We start from the raw sequence: 16,436 nt of genomic DNA, 5'->3' as shown, positions 1-16,436 counted from the left end.
TTTTATATTTATTTTTTCTTAGGTAAATAATCTAAGATTAATCTTTGGTTTTTATTTAAGTATTTTTTTGCAACTTCTCTAATTTCTTCGCGAGTTATAGATCTATATACTTCAATTTCTGAATTAATTAAATTCGTATTTCCATACATAACATGGTAACTAGCTAAAGATTCTGCAATACCAACTACGCTAGAATTTGCATTTACATAGTTGTTTTCGAACTGATTTTGTATTTTTTGAAAATCTCTTTCAGAAATTAAATCTGTTTGAATCTTTAAAATTTCTTCATCCATCTCTTTTACTAAAGCATCTAAAGTTACTTCTCCTAAAGGAAGTGCAAAAAGTGCATAAATACCATAATCTTGCTGACTTAGATTTACAGCCTGTGCTGCCAATGCCATTTTTTTAGTATCTACCATTTTTTTGTAAAGTACAGAACTTTTACCACCACTTAAATAGGTAGAAATCATATCTAAGACTTTAGAGTCTCTTGTTTTAAAAGAAGGTGTTCTATAAGCAACAACAACAGCAGGTATTTGAATATTTTCATCATAAGCTTTTGCTGTAAATTCTTTGGTAATTGGTTCTTCTTTTGGGAAAGTTCTAACTACTTCTGCTCCTCTTGGAATTGGACCAAAGTAATCTTTAATCATTTTCTTTGTTGTAGCAAAATCAATATCACCAGCAACTACTAAGGTAGCATTGTTTGGTACATAATATTTTTTATTAAATGCTAAAAACTCTTCTAAAGTTGCAGCATCTAAATCTTTCATGTAACCAATATTAGGGTCTTTGTAAGGGTGTACTTTAAATATATTTTTACTAATCTCATTTACTAAATTAGAGTAAGGTCTTATTCCTTGCCTCTTTTCTTCTTTTACAACTTCGTTTTGTGTATCTACACCTTGCTGTTTAATAATTGGATGTAATAAGCGTTCAGATTCCATCCATAAACCTAATTCTAATTTGTTAGATGGAAATATTTCATAATAGTAAGTTCTATCTTGAGAAGTGTTCGCATTGTTTCTACCACCATTAGAAGACACAATTTTAAACCATTCTCCTTTTCCAATGTTTTTTGTGCCTTCAAATAAAAGATGTTCGAAAAAGTGTGCAAAACCAGTTCTTTTTCTGTTTCCATCTTTACCACCAACACCATACATTACAGAGGTAATTACAACAGGTGCAGAGTTATCTTGATGCAATATTACATGCATTCCATTGTCTAAATCATACTCCTCAAATTCAACTTTTTGTGCACTTGCAGAAAACGCAACTAACAAAGCTGAAGCCAGAGTTAAAATACTTTTTTTCATTTACTTTTTATTTAATTAATAATTGATGTTTAATATGACGCCCTGTTATTTAATTTGTTACAACAAATTAACAATAAAGCTAAAAGATTGTCAAAAGTAAAAAGATTCTATCTAAATATAAAGTTAAAAAATGTTTATTCTCTTGATTATGATTGTATTATTTTTATAATCAAATATTGTATTAAACCAAAAAAGATGTATATTTGCACCCGCATTTTCGGCAACGAAAAGCAAAAACACAGTATAAATACGCAAAACAAATAGTATGTACGCAATCGTAGAGATAGCAGGGCAGCAGTTTAAAGTTGCAAAAGACCAAAAAGTATACGTACACCGTTTAAAAGGAGAGGAAGGATCGAAAGTAACTTTCGATAATGTTCTTTTACTTGACGACGCAGGTAACGTAACTCTTGGCGCCCCAGCTATAGAAGGAGCTTCAGTAACAGCTCAAATTTTAAATCACTTAAAAGGTGATAAAGTAATCGTTTTCAAAAAGAAAAGAAGAAAAGGTTACCAAAAGAAAAATGGTCACAGACAAGCTTTAAGCGAGATTCAAATTGAATCTATTGCAGCTTCTGGTACTAAAAAAGCGGCTCCTAAAAAAGCAGAAGCTAAAAAAGAAGTTCCAAAAGTAGAGAAGAAAGAAGCTACTAAAAAAGCAACTCCCAAAAAAGCTACTAAAAAAGGCGACGATTTAAAGAAAATTGAAGGTGCTGGACCTAAAGCTGCAGAGGCTTTAGTTGCTGCAGGTATCGATACTTTTGCAAAAGTAGCAAAAACAGATGCTGCTAAATTAAGTGAAATCTTAACAGAGGCAAGCTCAAGATTATCTCATATCGTAACAGATACTTGGCCAAAGCAAGCAGGTTTAGCTGCAGAAGGTAAATGGGATGAATTAAAAGAATTACAAGATAGATTAGATGGTGGTATTGAAAAATAACCGCTAAACAATTTAACTTTTAACCTATAAAAACTCAATAAAATGGCACATAAAAAAGGTGTAGGTAGTTCAAAGAATGGTAGAGAATCAGAATCGAAACGTTTAGGCGTAAAGATTTTTGGTGGTCAAGCAGCAATTGCTGGTAACATTATTGTTCGTCAAAGAGGAACTACACACAATCCAGGAGAAAACGTTTACATGGGTAAAGATCATACTTTACATGCAAAGGTTGATGGAATCGTAGAATTTCAAAAGAAAAGAGATAATAGATCTTACGTTTCTATTACTCCATTCGAAGCTTAGTAAGCTAAGTTTAAAAAATATCAAACGCCCAAACAATAAAATTGTTTGGGCGTTTTTGTTTTACCACATAAATTTATGAGAAAACATAGCTAATATTTGCGAAAAAAAAATTGCAAATCCATTGCCTTTCATGCATTTCCTTAGAGGGAAACCAATTAAACGAGAAAAAACTTTGCGCCTTTGCGAGAAAAAAACGTGTTAATCTCTGTGTAATTTCTCTGCGAATCTCTGTAAAATAAACCAATAATCAGTAAAAATCTGTTTCTTTTTATAAAATACACTAACTTCTATTTCGTACTTTTACAAGATGAAATTTTTGTACGATTTTGCAATTTTTTTAGCATCACTATTATTGCCAATAGCTGCCATCTTTAATAAAAAAATAAAACTTTTTGTTGATGGAAGAAAAGAAACTTTCTCTAAAATTGAAGCTTTAAAAAAAGAAAAAGTTATTTGGTTTCATGCAGCTTCTTTAGGGGAATTTGAACAAGCAAGACCCATTATTGAAGCTTTAAAAAAGAAGGCTAAAAAATATAAAATTTTAGTTACTTTTTTCTCGCCCTCAGGTTACGAAATTCGAAAGAATTATAAGTTAGCAGACGTAATTTGTTATTTGCCATTAGACTCTAAATCGAATGCGAAAAAATTTGTAAAAGTTCTTAACCCAGAATTGGCAGTTTTTATAAAATATGAATTTTGGCCCAATTTCTTAAATGAATTAGAAAATAAGAAAATTTCTACTATTTTAGTTTCAGGAATTTTAAGAGAAAAGCAAGTTTTTTTTAAGAATTATGGTAAATTTATGCGAAAATCTTTGGAGGCATTTCATCACTTTTTTGTACAAGACTTAAATTCACAAAAATTACTAAATTCTATCAATTTTAATAATGTAACAGTTGCTGGAGATACACGTTTCGATAGAGTTTCTAAAATTTTAGAACAAGACAATTCGTTAGACTTTATCAATCGATTTAAAGACAATAAATACACAATTGTTGCAGGAAGTACTTGGGCAGCAGACGAAGAGTTATTAGTAAACTATATTAATAATACAGCTTTAGAAGATGAGAAATTTATTATTGCACCACATAATATTAAAGCTGATGCAATTTTAGAATTACAAAAATCAATCAATAAAAAAGTTGTTAAATATTCTGATGTCTGTTCGAGTCTTTCGAGGAAGCCTGTATTGAGCAAAGTCGAAATGCTCAAGAAGAATTCCATCGAGAAATCTAAAAATTTAGCAGATTATCAAGTTTTTATAATCGATACCATTGGTATTCTAACCAAAATTTATGCTACTGCAGATATTGCCTATGTTGGTGGAGGTTTAAAAACAGGTTTGCATAATATTTTAGAACCAGCAACTTTCGGAATTCCTGTAGTTATTGGAAATAAATACGACAAATTTAAAGAAGCTGTAGATTTGGTAAAAATTGGAGGTTGTCTTTCAGTAAAAAATCAACAAGAATTAACGTCTACTTTTAAAGATTTGAAGAATGATATTAGCTTTAGAAACTTAACAGGAATTATCAACAAAAAATATATTGAAGATAATTTAGGAGCAACAAAATTAATTATGAATTATATTAACAATACTATTTAGAATGTCTGTTTAAGTGCAGTCGAGAACTACTTTAAATTATTAAACTATGGATTTTATTTTACAACCTTGGCCTTGGTTTGTTGGAGGGCCATTAATTGCACTATCACTTTTTCTCTATTTTTATTTTGGAAAAAATTTCGGGGCATCCACAAATTTCGAAACATTATGCACCATGGTTGGCGCAGGAAAAGTGTCTAATTATTTTAAAAAAGATTGGAAAGAACGTGATTTTGCATTGCTTTTTGTAGTTGGACTAGTTATTGGTGGTTTTATTTCTGCGACGTATTTAATTCCGAGTCAAAGCATAGATTTAAACCCAAAAACAGTGCAAGAATTAACAGATTTAGGGTTTAGTAATGTTGCGAATCAGTATTTTCCCGATGAAATTTTTAGCGAAGATGTCGTTTTTTCTTTAAAAGGATTTTTAATATTAATTTTATCTGGAGTTTTAATCGGTTTTGGAACACGCTATGCAGGTGGTTGCACTTCTGGGCACGCAATTACTGGTTTAAGTAGTTTACAATTACCGTCTTTATTAGCTGTAATTGGTTTTTTTATTGGCGGTATTATTGCGGCTTGGTTTGTAATTCCAGTCTTGTTTTAGCTAACGAAAAAACAATTCTCTTACAAGGTTTCAAAATCATCCTGCAAGGTTTCAAAAACCTTGTAGGTATAAAAAAATAAGTAAAAATAAAATATACCTACAAGGTCAAGAAAAAGACCTTGCAGCATAAAAATATATTCAAAATGAAAAACATTAAATTTTTAATTCTCGGAATCTTTTTCGCAATTGTATTAAGTAAAACCCAAGCCATTTCTTGGTATCGATTTTACGAAATGTTCCGTTTTCAATCTTTCCATATGTATGGAATTATTGGAGGAGCAGTTGTATTATCCGCAATAATAATGCAACTGTTTAAAAGCGGAAAAGTAAAAGATATGAATGGAAATAAAATTGTTCCAAAACCAAAGAAAAAAGGTTTTATTAGTACTATTTTAGGAGGAACATTATTTGGTTTAGGCTGGGGAATTTCTGGAGCCTGTGCAGCACCAATTTTTGTAATTCTTGGATTTAAATTTTTACCAGCTTTAATTTTATTAGTAGGTGCACTTTTAGGAGCTTTTTTATATGGAATTGTAAGTAAAAAACTTCCAAATTAGAATAACAAATAAGTGACTATTATCATAAAGTAAGCGTTAAAAACACTGTAATTTTGCAATATAAATGAGCAAATTAATAGACAATTTCGGGCGACAAATGGAGTACGTACGTTTGGCGGTTACAGATCGTTGTAACTTACGTTGCCAATATTGTATGCCTGCTCATGGAATAGCTATTGTACCAAGAGAAGAACTACTTTCTTACAAAGAAATGTATCGTTTAATTCGTGTTTTAACAGAATTGGGTGTTACAAAAGTGCGTTTAACTGGTGGAGAACCTTTTGTTCGTAAAGATTTTGTCGGTTTTTTAAAAATGCTGTCTTATAACGATTTGTTAGACGCAATTAATATCACCACAAATGGCGCAATGATTTCTCAACATATTCCAACCATTGAAAAGTTAGAGAAAGTAAAACACATCAACTTAAGTATTGACAGTTTACAGCAAGAAAAATTCGCTAAAATTACAAGAAGAGATGTTTTTCCTGAAGTGTATAAAACATTCGAATTACTAGAAAAAAGCAGTTTAAATTTAAAACTAAATGTTGTTGTACAATCTGGTTTTAATACGGATGAAATTGTGGATTTTGTAAGATTAACGAAAGATAAAAATGTGGCTGTTCGTTTTATTGAAGAAATGCCTTTCAATGGAAAAGGACAACGAGATATGCAAGAAAATTGGACGTTCAAGAAGATTTTAAACGAGATAAAAACGGAGTTTGATGTTCAAGAAATTAAATCTGAAAAATCATCAACTTCAAGAAATTATAAAGTTGAAAATCATGTAGGTTCTGTGGGAATTATTCCTGCATTTACAAGAACAATTTGTAACGATTGTAATCGAATTAGAATTACAAGTACAGGAACTTTTAAAAACTGTTTGTTTGATGATGGCGTTTTTAATTTGCGTGATTTTATAAGAAAAGGAGCTTCCAATAACGATTTAGCAGCACTTTTTTTATCTTTAGTAAAACAAAAACCAGAAAACGGATTTATAGCAGAAGCAAATCGTAAAAAAGGTGGCGTTTCTGAAAGTATGAGTACAATTGGAGGGTAACATCCTATCTTTAACTTTCCCAAAGGTAAGAGACACTGTTGGGTTATTATTACTCTAAGTTATTTTATGATTAAATAAATTCTTTTGCTTAGTTTGTAGTTCCATACCTTTGGAAGGGTTAGGATAGGCTTATTAATACAATTTTTTATAATGATTTCAGTAAAAGAAGCAAAAAATATAATTTTAAAGGCAACTCAAAATTTTGGAGTTGAAGAAATTCCGTTTCTAAAATCTGTTGGTAGAATTTTAAATGAAGACATACTTGCAGATAGAGATTTCCCTCCATTTAATAGAGTTTCTATGGACGGAATTGCAATTGATTTCGAAGAATTTAGTTCTCGACTGCGCTCGAACAGACAGTTAAATTTTAAAATTGAAGGAATTCAAGGTGCAGGAAGTGAGCAAATAACTTTAAAAAATTCAGAAAATTGTATTGAAGTTATGACTGGTGCAGTTTTGCCAAAAAACGCAAATACAGTAATTCGTTACGAAGATTTAGAAATAGAAAATGGGTTTGCAAAAATAATACCTGAAGGCATCTGCGATGCCCAAAACGTTCATCCGAAAGGAAAAGACGGAAAAGTTGGCGATTTATTAATCAAACAAAATACAAAAATAGCAGCAGCAGAAATTGGTGTTTTAGCAACCGTTGGAAAATCCAAAGTAAAAGTTGCAAAACAACCAAAAATACTAATTATTTCCACTGGAGATGAATTGGTTGGTGTAGATGAAATTCCTTTAGAACATCAAATAAGAAGAAGCAATGTTTTTACATTGGTTTCATTATTAGAAAGATTGCATATTCCTTCTGAAGCTGCTCATATTACAGATGATAAACCCATTTTAAAACAAAAAATAGCAACCTATTTACAAGAATATGACGTTTTGCTTTTCAGTGGAGCAGTAAGCAAAGGAAAATTCGATTTTTTACCCCAAGTTTTTGATAAATTAGGAGTAGAGAAATTGTTTCACAAAATTGCACAAAGACCTGGGAAACCTTTTTTCTATGGAAAAACAGATAAATGCAACGTCTTCGGATTTCCAGGAAACCCAATTTCGACATTTGTAAATTGTTTGGCGTATTTTTATCCTTGGTATTATAAATCAGTTGGAGTAGAAGTTGAAGAAGAAACCGCAATTTTAGCAGAAGATTTTGCCTTTAAACCAAACTTAACTTATTTTTTACAAGTAAAATTAAGTTACAAATTTGGGCATTTAGTGGCAACTCCAATTACTGGAAATGGTTCTGGAGATTTAGCAAGTTTGGTAAATGCAGATGCTTTTATTCAATTGCCAAATGATAAAAATGAATTTAAAAGTGGAGAAGTTTTTCCAATAATAAGATATAGATAATCGTATTTTCATAATTCAACTTACGTAACGTCAGTTCGAGTGATTTCGCTTTTTTCCAAGCGAAATTGTATCGAGAACATTTTTAAGAACAACGAAATATTGAATTGGAAAATAACTTCTCGATACAAAATTCTTGAAAAAAGAATTTCACTCGAAGTGACAGCGCTTGAGTTTTTGAGCGTAAGAGTAAGAAAGTACTGTCAGTTCGAGTGAATTTTTTATTGAAATGAAATGGAAATAGAAAATTTGTATCGAGAACACATCATGATTAACATTCTAAAAAACCAAATATGAAAATCTATTACGTTTATATTTTAAAATGTTCAGATAAAACATATTATACTGGTTTTACATCAAATTTAGAAAAACGATTTTTTGAGCATCAAAAAGGAAAACATATAGAAAGTTATACATATAAAAGAAGACCTTTGGAATTAGTTTTTTATTGCGAGTTCACAAACGCAGGTTTTGGAATTGATACAGAAAAGCAAATAAAAAAATGGTCTAAAGCTAAAAAGGAAGCTTTAATTAATGATGAATATGAAAAACTCCCTAATTTAGCAAAGAAGAAATTTAAGAAGTGACAGTGAGTGAGCAACTAAAGGTAGGAGTAAGCAAGTACTGTCAGTTCGAGTGAATTTTTTATTGAAATGAAATGGAAATAGAAAATTTGTATCGAGAACACTTTAGATAAATAACTTCTCGATACAAAATTCTTGAAAAAAGAATTTCACTCGAAGTGACAGTAAGTGAGTTTTTGTACACAAGAGTAAGCACAAGCTGTCAGTTCGAGTGTCAAGCTTTTTCAGCTTGATGTATCGAGAACACGTTAAATGATAATTATAGTCAATGAGTAATTTCACACACATAAACAAAAAAGGAAATCCTAAAATGGTAAATGTTTCTGATAAGAAAATTACCAAAAGAACAGCAATTGCAAAAGCAACCATGTTTTTGGGAAAAGAGGTGATTTCTAATTTTTCTGATAACGAGTTAACAACCAAAAAAGGCTCAGTTTTTCAAACGGCAATTATTGCAGGAATTCAAGCTGTTAAAAAAACATCAGAATTAATACCAATGTGTCATCCATTATTAATTAATGGCGTAGATATTGATATTAAAATTATCGATTCAGAAAATATAGAAGTGTTTTGTGAAGTTACTATCGAAGGAAAAACGGGTGTAGAAATGGAAGCGTTAACTGGCGCAAACATAACTTGCCTAACGATTTATGATATGTGTAAAAGCATCAGTAAAAAAATGGTGATTAAAGAAGTAAAATTAGTAGAAAAAACAGGTGGAAAATCGGATATTAAAATCCCATCTTAATCTTCCCAAAGGGAAGAAACACTCTTGTGTTAACGTATGATGTTAAATTGTCATTTCGAACGAAACAAAGTGGAGTTGAGAAATCTCTGAAGTCATTTATTTTTTGAGATTTCTCCATAAAGTCGAAATGACAAAATAAACTGAAAATAAGCTCAGCATAAAAATGAAAAAACACAAAAAACATACAAATTTAGAAAGAAGAGATAACGATAATTTTGCGCCAAACGAAATCGCTATTTTAGGAACCAATTGTGGAATAATTTCAGACTTAGTTCATAAGGTTTCAGAGAAATTATCAAACTATAAATTAGCGTATTTTGATGCTTCTCACGCAAAGAACGTTCAAGAAAATAAGTTATCAGAATATACTTTTCATCATGAGGGAAATTTACAAATTACCACTTCTGGAAATGTAAATAAGTTTGAACAGCGTTTGCAATTTGCACAATACGATTATGTTTTTATCAATGGAAATCATTATCAAGGGGCAAAACAAATTCTAATTTTAGACGAAGCAAAAGAAGCTTCCGTATTCAAAAGATTGGAACAATTAGACAGTATTCAGTTTATTGTTAAGTTGAAAATAGAAACGGAGTTTTTTGACTTTTTAGTTGAAAAATACCCGAATATAAAAAATAAGATTTGCTACACAATTGATGAAGTTGATAAAATTGCAAATCATATAAACAATCTCATTCAAGAGAAAATTGCGCCCATAAAAGGACTTGTTTTAGTGGGTGGAAAAAGCACAAGAATGGGACAAGATAAATCTGAACTAAATTATTTTGGAAAACCACAAAAAGAATACGCAAAAGAATTGTTAGAAAACAACAATTTCGAAACGTATTATTCTGTGAGACCTTTCGACTGCGCTCAAGGTAACAATAGGAATTCGAATGTCATTTCGCGAGAAGTCGAGAAATCTAAAAGCGAAATTCCAGATGTTTTTCTAAATCTTGGCCCTTTTGGTGGAATTTGTTCTGCGTTTCAGAAAGACCCAAATTCTGCCTGGTTGGTTTTGGCAACAGATGTTCCTTTTGTAAATGATTCTGTAATTCAGCAATTATTAAAACATAGAAATCCAAGTAAAGTTGCTACAGCAATTAAAGGAAAAAGTAAAGAGTTTGTAGAACCTTTAATTACCATTTACGAACCCAAAGCATATGCAATTTTATTACAATATTTAGCACAAGGATATTCTTGTCCGCGTAAAATGCTAATTAATTCTGATGTTGAAATTGTAGAAATTGAGGATGATTTAATTAGAAATGTAAATACTCCAGAAGAGTTTGAGATGGCTAAAAAGGAAGTTCAAAAATTAACTAATAAATAGATTGTATGAATTACAAACCCTTATTTAGTCTGTTGTTGCTTTGTATAATAATTCAAAGTTGTAATAACAGTAAATTTAAATGTTCTGATTTTAAGACTGGAAAATTCTTTATTCCTGAAACTGAAGAATTACTTAAATATACCAGAGAGTATCAAGATAGTATTAGTGAGTTTTTTATTAAAAGAGATAAAAAAATACAAAAGTATTTAGTGATAAGAAAAAAATCTACCCAAACTGAATGGGTTAATGGTGAGAATAAAGGAAATCCAGTTTATGAAAAGATTGAATGGGTAAATGACTGTAGCTATAGATTAACTTATGATGAAAGCAAGATGGAGTTGGATGAATATCAAATTAATTTAAATAAAAACAAAGGTATTCTTGTTGAAATGACAGGTTTTTTTGGTAATTGTGCTAAATATGAAGCAACTTTCACTTCAGAAACAGGAGAAATTACTAAACAAAAAGGAACATTTTGTAAATATTAAATAATAGATATTTTAATGCAGGATATAAAAAACCAATTTTTCAAACGTCAAATAACATTATCCGAAATAGGAGAAGTTGGGCAAGAAAAACTACAAAACGCATCTGTTTTGGTAGTTGGTTGTGGAGGTTTGGGAAGCCCAATTGCAGTATATTTGGCTTCAAGTGGTATTGGAAAAATCCATTTGGTAGATTTCGATACGGTTGATATTACCAATTTGCACAGACAAGTTTTCTATTCTTTAGACGATGTAGATTTACCAAAAGCGGCAATTTTATCTGCATTTATAAAAAAAAGAGCGCCTTTTACAGAAGTAACTTTTTCTAACCAACCAATTACAAAAGAAAATGTCTTTGAATTGATTGAAAAAGTAGATATTATTGTAGATGGAACAGATTCTTTACCCACAAAATATTTATTAAATGATGCCTGTGTTATAAAAAACAAACCTTTGGTTTATGGTTCTTTGTATAAGTTCGATGGTTATGTGGCTACTTTTAATGTCTTACAAAAAGACGGAAGTTATTCCACAAATTTAAGAGATGCTTTTCCAGAAATGGCAACAGATATCCCAAATTGCGAAGAAGCAGGAACGTTAAATGCAATTGTTGGTACAATTGCCATGCAACAAGTAAATGAAGTTTTAAAATTAGTTACAGGCATTGGAAAACCGTTAACAAATCAACTTCGTATATATAATACATTGCAAAATACCGAGTTAAAAATGAAGTTAAAACCTACTTTTTTGAAAGATAGAATTGCAAAACTTTTTAAAGTGCAAACCTATGTAGATGTTGCTTGTAGTGGGCAAAATCCTGATTGGCAAATAGCTCCAGAAGAGTTAAAAAAACGTTTGTCTTTACAAACGGAGTCTAAAAATCTGGAAATTATAGCTGTTTTAAATAATTTGAAACTGCCTTTTGATGTGCAACAAACCATTCATATAAATAGTTTCGATGCAGATAAAATTACAATTGATAAAAATAAAACCTATATAATGGTTTGCCAGCGTGGTTTTAACAGTTACAGAGCTACAGTAAAATTAAAAAATAAATATCCAGATTTAGAAGTGTTGAATTTAACTGGAGGAATTTCTAGCTACAAATAAAAGACATGAAAAACCCTTTAGAATTTTACACAAACTATAAAGCTAAATTAGAAACAAAAGCGAGAAAATTAAAAAAAAAGTCAGCCAATTTAAGCATCTTTAGATTTGTCGTTTTTTTAGCAACTTGTTTCTTAGTTTACTTAACTTTCGGGAAATATCCTGATGTTTTTATTATTGCTTTTTTAGGACTCTTACTATTTGGTTTTTTAGTAACAAAACATATAAATCTTAAAAGAAAAAGAAATATTCTCGATGAAAAAATTAAAATAAATACTGTTGAAATTGAAGTTTTAAATAGGCATTTTCATCATTTAGAAACTGGCGAGGAATTTGTAAATCCTGCTCATTTTTATAGTAATGATATTGATTTATTTGGATTGGGTTCTTTCTTTCAATATATAAACAGAACCAAAACAAAAGACGGAAAAGTAGTTTTAGCAAACTGCTTAACAGAAAATAAAACAGCGTCCATTTTAGAGAAACAAAAAACTTTAGAAGAACTTTCGGGTAAAGTTGAATGGCGTCAGCATTTTTCTGCTTTGGCAAGTTTGGTTTCTGTAAATAGCACCACAAATGCAATTGTTAGTTGGATTTCTGGTTACAGTTCTGTTTTTCCGAAATTTTTAAAAACGCTTCAAATTGTTTTTACAATTGTGTCTTTGACTTTAATTGGGTTGATTTCTGTCGGACAAATTTCCTTTACCTATATTATTATTTGGTTTTTTGTCGGACTTTTTATTACGGGCAAATTTGTACTAAAAATAAACCATTTATATACAGAAGCAAGCAAAGCAAGAGATACATTTAAGCAATATCATCCATTATTAAATGAAATTGAGAAGGAGGCATTTACGTCAAAAATATTAAAAGAGAAACAGCAAATTATCAATTCAGAAAATAAAAAAGCGTCTGCTATTTTTAAAGAATTTGCACGGATTTTAGACACTTTCGATCAGAGAAATAACATTATTATCGCAGTTTTTGGAAATGGATTATTTTTAACAGAAATTTACAATGTTTGTAAAGTCGAAAAATGGATTTCAACCTACAAACACACTGTCGAAAACTGGTTTGAAGTTGTTGCTTATTTCGATGCTACAAATTCGTTGGCGAACTTTAAATTCAATCATCCAAAATTTATATTTCCAGAAATTACTTCAGAAAAAAATGTGATTACAGCTACCAATTTAGGGCATCCTTTATTGAATGTTGATAAACGAGTTGATAATAACTTCAACATAAATAAAGAAGAATTTTTTATTGTTACTGGTGCAAATATGGCTGGAAAAAGTACGTTTTTAAGAACGGTTTCTTTATCTATAATTATGGCAAATTGTGGTTTGCCTGTTTGCGCAGCAAGCTTTAAATATCATCCCATAAAACTGATTACAAGTATGCGAACTACAGATTCTTTAACAGAAGACGAATCGTATTTTTATTCAGAATTAAAACGGTTAAAATTTATTGTTGATGAAATTGAAGACAAAGATTACTTTATAATTTTAGATGAAATTTTAAAAGGAACCAACAGTAAAGACAAGGCAATTGGCTCTAAAAAGTTTGTGGAGAAACTCACAAAATCGAAATCTACAGGAATTATTGCAACACACGATGTTAGTTTATGTGAATTGGAAAATGAATTCGAAAACATTAAAAACTATTATTTCGATGCAGAAATTATTAACAACGAATTGCATTTCGATTATACTTTAAAAAACGGAATTTGTAAAAATATGAACGCTTCTTTCTTGTTGAAAAAAATGGAGATTGTTTAGTTTTTTTCGAAAAAGAGACCAGAACTAAGAATCAAGAGAGATAAGACTTGATGACAATTGACGTAAGATTTTATCAGCTTATTATTTTGATATTAAGAGGTGATATAACTCTTTACTGATTTTTTTATTTTCAGTTATAATAGTATTATTAGTAGATACTTGCATGGTTCCTTTTAGAACGATTTTATTATTTTCTATAAAATTAAAATCTAAATTAAATTTTTGTTTTCTTTCCTTAATCTTATAATTGTTGAAATTTTTAAAGTTGTCTATTTCAATTTTACAAAGTTGATTGTAGTTTTCAGATGAATGTTTCTTTGTTGGAATTTCTTTTATATCCTCTTTCAAGCTTGCTTCTTTTAAATTATAATTGAAAGCAGTTTTAATACCATTTTTTTTAAAACGTTTTTTTATTTTTTTAGATAAATTCTTATAAAAATAAATAAGATGACTGTCGCCCGAAAATTCAAATAAAATAGTTTTTGGTAATTGATGTTTTGAAATAATTTCTTTTTCAATTAGCTTAACACCAGTTTTAAATTCTTTTTTTTCCTGAGAAAAAATTACTGTAGAAAATGATACCAAAAAAAATAAAATAAATGATTTCATAATAATATAAAGTTTTTACAAACTGTTTTTTAAGTTACAAACTTATTTTTTCTTTTAAGTTAATTAAAAAATAAGTAAATATTTTGGATAGTTTTAATAATAGAATTAGATTATATTTAGAACAAGTAGAAAAACCTCTACGTAAAAATCCGTGAAATTTGTGTCTTTTTAAATTTTTCATTTCCATTCAAGTGTCTCCACCAATCGCAAAATATCTTCTTTAATATAAGCTACAGCTGGTAAAATTGAATCGTAATTTGGTTTTGCGTAGAAATATAGTGATCCTTTTATAAAATGTTTTGTGCTGTCTGTCACATGAAATTGTAATTGAGAAGCAGCGTTTCCAGTAATCTCATATAAACTTCCAAATACTCTTTTTTTAGGATTTACAAAATCTTTTGGTATAATTTGTTCCGCTTTTATAGTGTGTTTAAATACTAGTTTTTCGGCTTCCGTTAATAATTCTTTAATATTATTTTCTACAGGTCTGTAAGTAATATCTAACGAAGCTTTTAAATGTGGGTATTTAATTGTTAACCAGTTTTTAGGTTCGTTAACTACTTCAGTATTTTTTAAAACTTCAAAAGTATAGGGTCTTTCAATTGGTAGTTTTTGATATGCTTTTGTAGGATAATTTAAGCTCAAATACGCCTTTGGTTTTGGCAAAACATCTTCTTTGCAGGAGATAAAAAATACTATAAAAAGCAAAAAAAAGAGATTACGCATTTCTGGTGGCTTTAACTTGTTTTATACGTTTTCTGTCTAACGCTTCAATAGTAAACGTATAATTCTTAAAGTTTATTTTCTCACCTCTTTTTGGAAATTTACCTGAAACCTCTAAGATAAAACCAGCCAAGGTTTCACTCTCGCCTTTTTCTTCCTCGAAAATAGCTTCATCTTCATCATCTAAAACTTTACAAAAATCTTTTATGGTTGTTTTTCCTTCGAAAATATAATTGTTGGCATCTATTTTAGAGTAGGCTAAATCTTCGTCATCAAATTCGTCATTTATATCTCCAACGATTTCTTCGATAACATCATCTAAAGTTACGAGTCCACTTGTTCCTCCATATTCGTCTACAACAATCGCTAAATGATTTTTTATGGCTCTAAAATCGCCTAACAAATCGTCTAATTTTTTATTTTCTGGTACAAAAAATGGTTCGCGAAGTAACGTTTGCCATTTAAATGATTTTTTATACAAATGAGCCAATAAATCTTTGGCGTATAAAACACCTACGATATTGTCTATATTTTCGTGATAAACAGGATTTCTGGAATAACCATTTGCGAGAATTTTCTCTAAAACTACGTCGTAAGACTCCTCGTCTGAAAGCGCAAAAATATCAATTCGAGGTTTCATAATTTGTACGGTTTCTGTGTTTCCAAAATTTACGATTCCTTCTAAAATTTTTTGCTCGTCTTTGGTAGTTGCGCCTTGTGAGGTTAGCTCTAAAGCTTGCGATAAGGTTTCTACAGAAAAGTTGGTTCCTTTGCTTCCTAGTTTTTTTTCAATCCATTTTGTTAAATTGATTAATGGCAGTGTAAAGGGAGTTAGAATTGTGTTTATTACATGAATAAATTTAGACATTGCTTTCGAAAAAGCAAGTGCATTTCTCGAAGCATATACCTTTGGTAAAACCTCGCCAAACAAGAGAATTAAAAAAGTAACTAAAATTATTTCTATTAAGAAACGAACTGGTATTTGAAACAGAACTAAGTCTAAAGAATAATCGAAATTACCAAATAATGTTTCTGCCAAAGAAGCAAAAAGCAGTACAATTAAAATATTGATAAAGTTATTGGTAATAAGTATGGTTGCTAATAATTTTCTGGGTCTTTCTAATAAAGTAACTACAATATTTTGCTGTTTTCCATTGTTAGAAAGTTCGTTAATATCGGTCTGAGAAAGAGAGAAAAAAGCAACTTCTGTGCCAGATACCAAAGCCGAGCTTAATAGCAATAAAAGAAGTGCAATTCCATTTAAAGCAGTAATGAAATCTATAGAAGCTAATAGGAAATATAATTGTTCGGGATCTGGATCCAATTTTAATATTTT

17 protein-coding genes are annotated in these 16,436 nt (G+C 29.9%); 13 read left to right on the top strand and 4 right to left on the bottom strand.

The genetic code is table 11. The features are described from left to right. Positions 1–8: 8 nt before the first annotated feature. A complete protein-coding gene (locus J3359_RS07640; protein ID WP_208080111.1) occupies positions 9–1,316 on the bottom strand; it encodes a M16 family metallopeptidase in 1,308 nt (435 codons plus the stop codon). 265 nt (positions 1,317–1,581) lie between these two features. Here J3359_RS07640 and rplU point away from each other — a divergent pair, with 265 nt between their 5' ends. From rplU to J3359_RS07575, 13 genes are all read left to right on the top strand, one after another. Continuing rightward, positions 1,582–2,256 carry a 50S ribosomal protein L21 gene (gene rplU / locus J3359_RS07635; protein WP_208080110.1) on the top strand — a complete coding sequence of 225 codons (675 nt, stop codon included), beginning with the start codon at positions 1,582–1,584 and terminating at the stop codon, positions 2,254–2,256. Between the two features lie 42 nt (positions 2,257–2,298). Then, positions 2,299–2,559, top strand: coding sequence for a 50S ribosomal protein L27 (gene rpmA, locus J3359_RS07630; RefSeq protein ID WP_208080109.1), 261 nt, complete (start codon positions 2,299–2,301; stop codon positions 2,557–2,559). 307 nt (positions 2,560–2,866) lie between these two features. Then, positions 2,867–4,165, top strand: coding sequence for a 3-deoxy-D-manno-octulosonic acid transferase (locus J3359_RS07625; RefSeq protein ID WP_208080108.1), 1,299 nt, complete (start codon positions 2,867–2,869; stop codon positions 4,163–4,165). Positions 4,166–4,211: 46 nt separating this feature from the next. Next, complete coding sequence (locus J3359_RS07620; protein ID WP_208080107.1) at positions 4,212–4,769, top strand: YeeE/YedE family protein; 558 nt, start codon at positions 4,212–4,214, stop codon at positions 4,767–4,769. Between the two features lie 143 nt (positions 4,770–4,912). Continuing rightward, positions 4,913–5,326 carry a YeeE/YedE thiosulfate transporter family protein gene (locus tag J3359_RS07615; RefSeq protein WP_208080106.1) on the top strand — a complete coding sequence of 138 codons (414 nt, stop codon included), beginning with the start codon at positions 4,913–4,915 and terminating at the stop codon, positions 5,324–5,326. A gap of 64 nt (positions 5,327–5,390) precedes the next feature. Then, positions 5,391–6,383, top strand: coding sequence for a GTP 3',8-cyclase MoaA (gene moaA, locus J3359_RS07610; RefSeq protein WP_208080105.1), 993 nt, complete (start codon positions 5,391–5,393; stop codon positions 6,381–6,383). A gap of 150 nt (positions 6,384–6,533) precedes the next feature. Next, positions 6,534–7,736 (top strand): molybdopterin molybdotransferase MoeA, encoded by a 1,203-nt coding sequence (locus J3359_RS07605; protein ID WP_208080104.1) that lies wholly within the window; start codon positions 6,534–6,536, stop codon positions 7,734–7,736. A 290-nt stretch (positions 7,737–8,026) separates the two neighbouring features. After that, on the top strand, positions 8,027–8,320 hold the full coding sequence (locus J3359_RS07600; RefSeq protein WP_208080103.1) for a GIY-YIG nuclease family protein: 294 nt from the start codon (positions 8,027–8,029) through the stop codon (positions 8,318–8,320). A gap of 265 nt (positions 8,321–8,585) precedes the next feature. Further along, positions 8,586–9,065: a cyclic pyranopterin monophosphate synthase MoaC gene (gene moaC, locus J3359_RS07595; RefSeq protein WP_208080102.1), complete on the top strand. Its 480-nt coding sequence runs from the start codon at positions 8,586–8,588 to the stop codon at positions 9,063–9,065. 163 nt (positions 9,066–9,228) lie between these two features. After that, positions 9,229–10,398 carry an NTP transferase domain-containing protein gene (locus tag J3359_RS07590; RefSeq protein WP_208080101.1) on the top strand — a complete coding sequence of 390 codons (1,170 nt, stop codon included), beginning with the start codon at positions 9,229–9,231 and terminating at the stop codon, positions 10,396–10,398. A 5-nt stretch (positions 10,399–10,403) separates the two neighbouring features. Further along, positions 10,404–10,886 (top strand): hypothetical protein, encoded by a 483-nt coding sequence (locus tag J3359_RS07585; RefSeq protein ID WP_208080100.1) that lies wholly within the window; start codon positions 10,404–10,406, stop codon positions 10,884–10,886. Between the two features lie 15 nt (positions 10,887–10,901). After that, positions 10,902–11,993: a HesA/MoeB/ThiF family protein gene (locus tag J3359_RS07580; RefSeq protein WP_208080099.1), complete on the top strand. Its 1,092-nt coding sequence runs from the start codon at positions 10,902–10,904 to the stop codon at positions 11,991–11,993. 5 nt (positions 11,994–11,998) lie between these two features. Next, positions 11,999–13,768 carry a MutS-related protein gene (locus tag J3359_RS07575; RefSeq protein WP_208080098.1) on the top strand — a complete coding sequence of 590 codons (1,770 nt, stop codon included), beginning with the start codon at positions 11,999–12,001 and terminating at the stop codon, positions 13,766–13,768. An 81-nt stretch (positions 13,769–13,849) separates the two neighbouring features. On the opposite strand, the gene J3359_RS07570 is transcribed toward J3359_RS07575, so the two are convergent. The 3 genes from J3359_RS07570 to J3359_RS07560 form a co-directional block, all read right to left on the bottom strand. Next, on the bottom strand, positions 13,850–14,377 hold the full coding sequence (locus J3359_RS07570; RefSeq protein ID WP_208080097.1) for a hypothetical protein: 528 nt from the start codon (positions 14,375–14,377) through the stop codon (positions 13,850–13,852). A gap of 177 nt (positions 14,378–14,554) precedes the next feature. Further along, complete coding sequence (gldD, locus tag J3359_RS07565; protein WP_208080096.1) at positions 14,555–15,103, bottom strand: gliding motility lipoprotein GldD; 549 nt, start codon at positions 15,101–15,103, stop codon at positions 14,555–14,557. Continuing rightward, entirely contained in the window at positions 15,096–16,424 is a 1,329-nt protein-coding gene (locus J3359_RS07560; protein ID WP_208080095.1) for a gliding motility-associated protein GldE, read from the bottom strand. Before J3359_RS07560 ends, gldD begins: the two co-directional genes overlap by 8 nt. Between the last annotated feature and the right edge of the window lie 12 nt (positions 16,425–16,436).

The sequence above is a fragment of the Polaribacter cellanae genome, from assembly GCF_017569185.1.
Taxonomy (GTDB): domain Bacteria; phylum Bacteroidota; class Bacteroidia; order Flavobacteriales; family Flavobacteriaceae; genus Polaribacter; species Polaribacter cellanae.
Note: the sequence above shows the minus strand (reverse complement) of the source record. Positions and strands in the feature narration are given on the sequence as shown.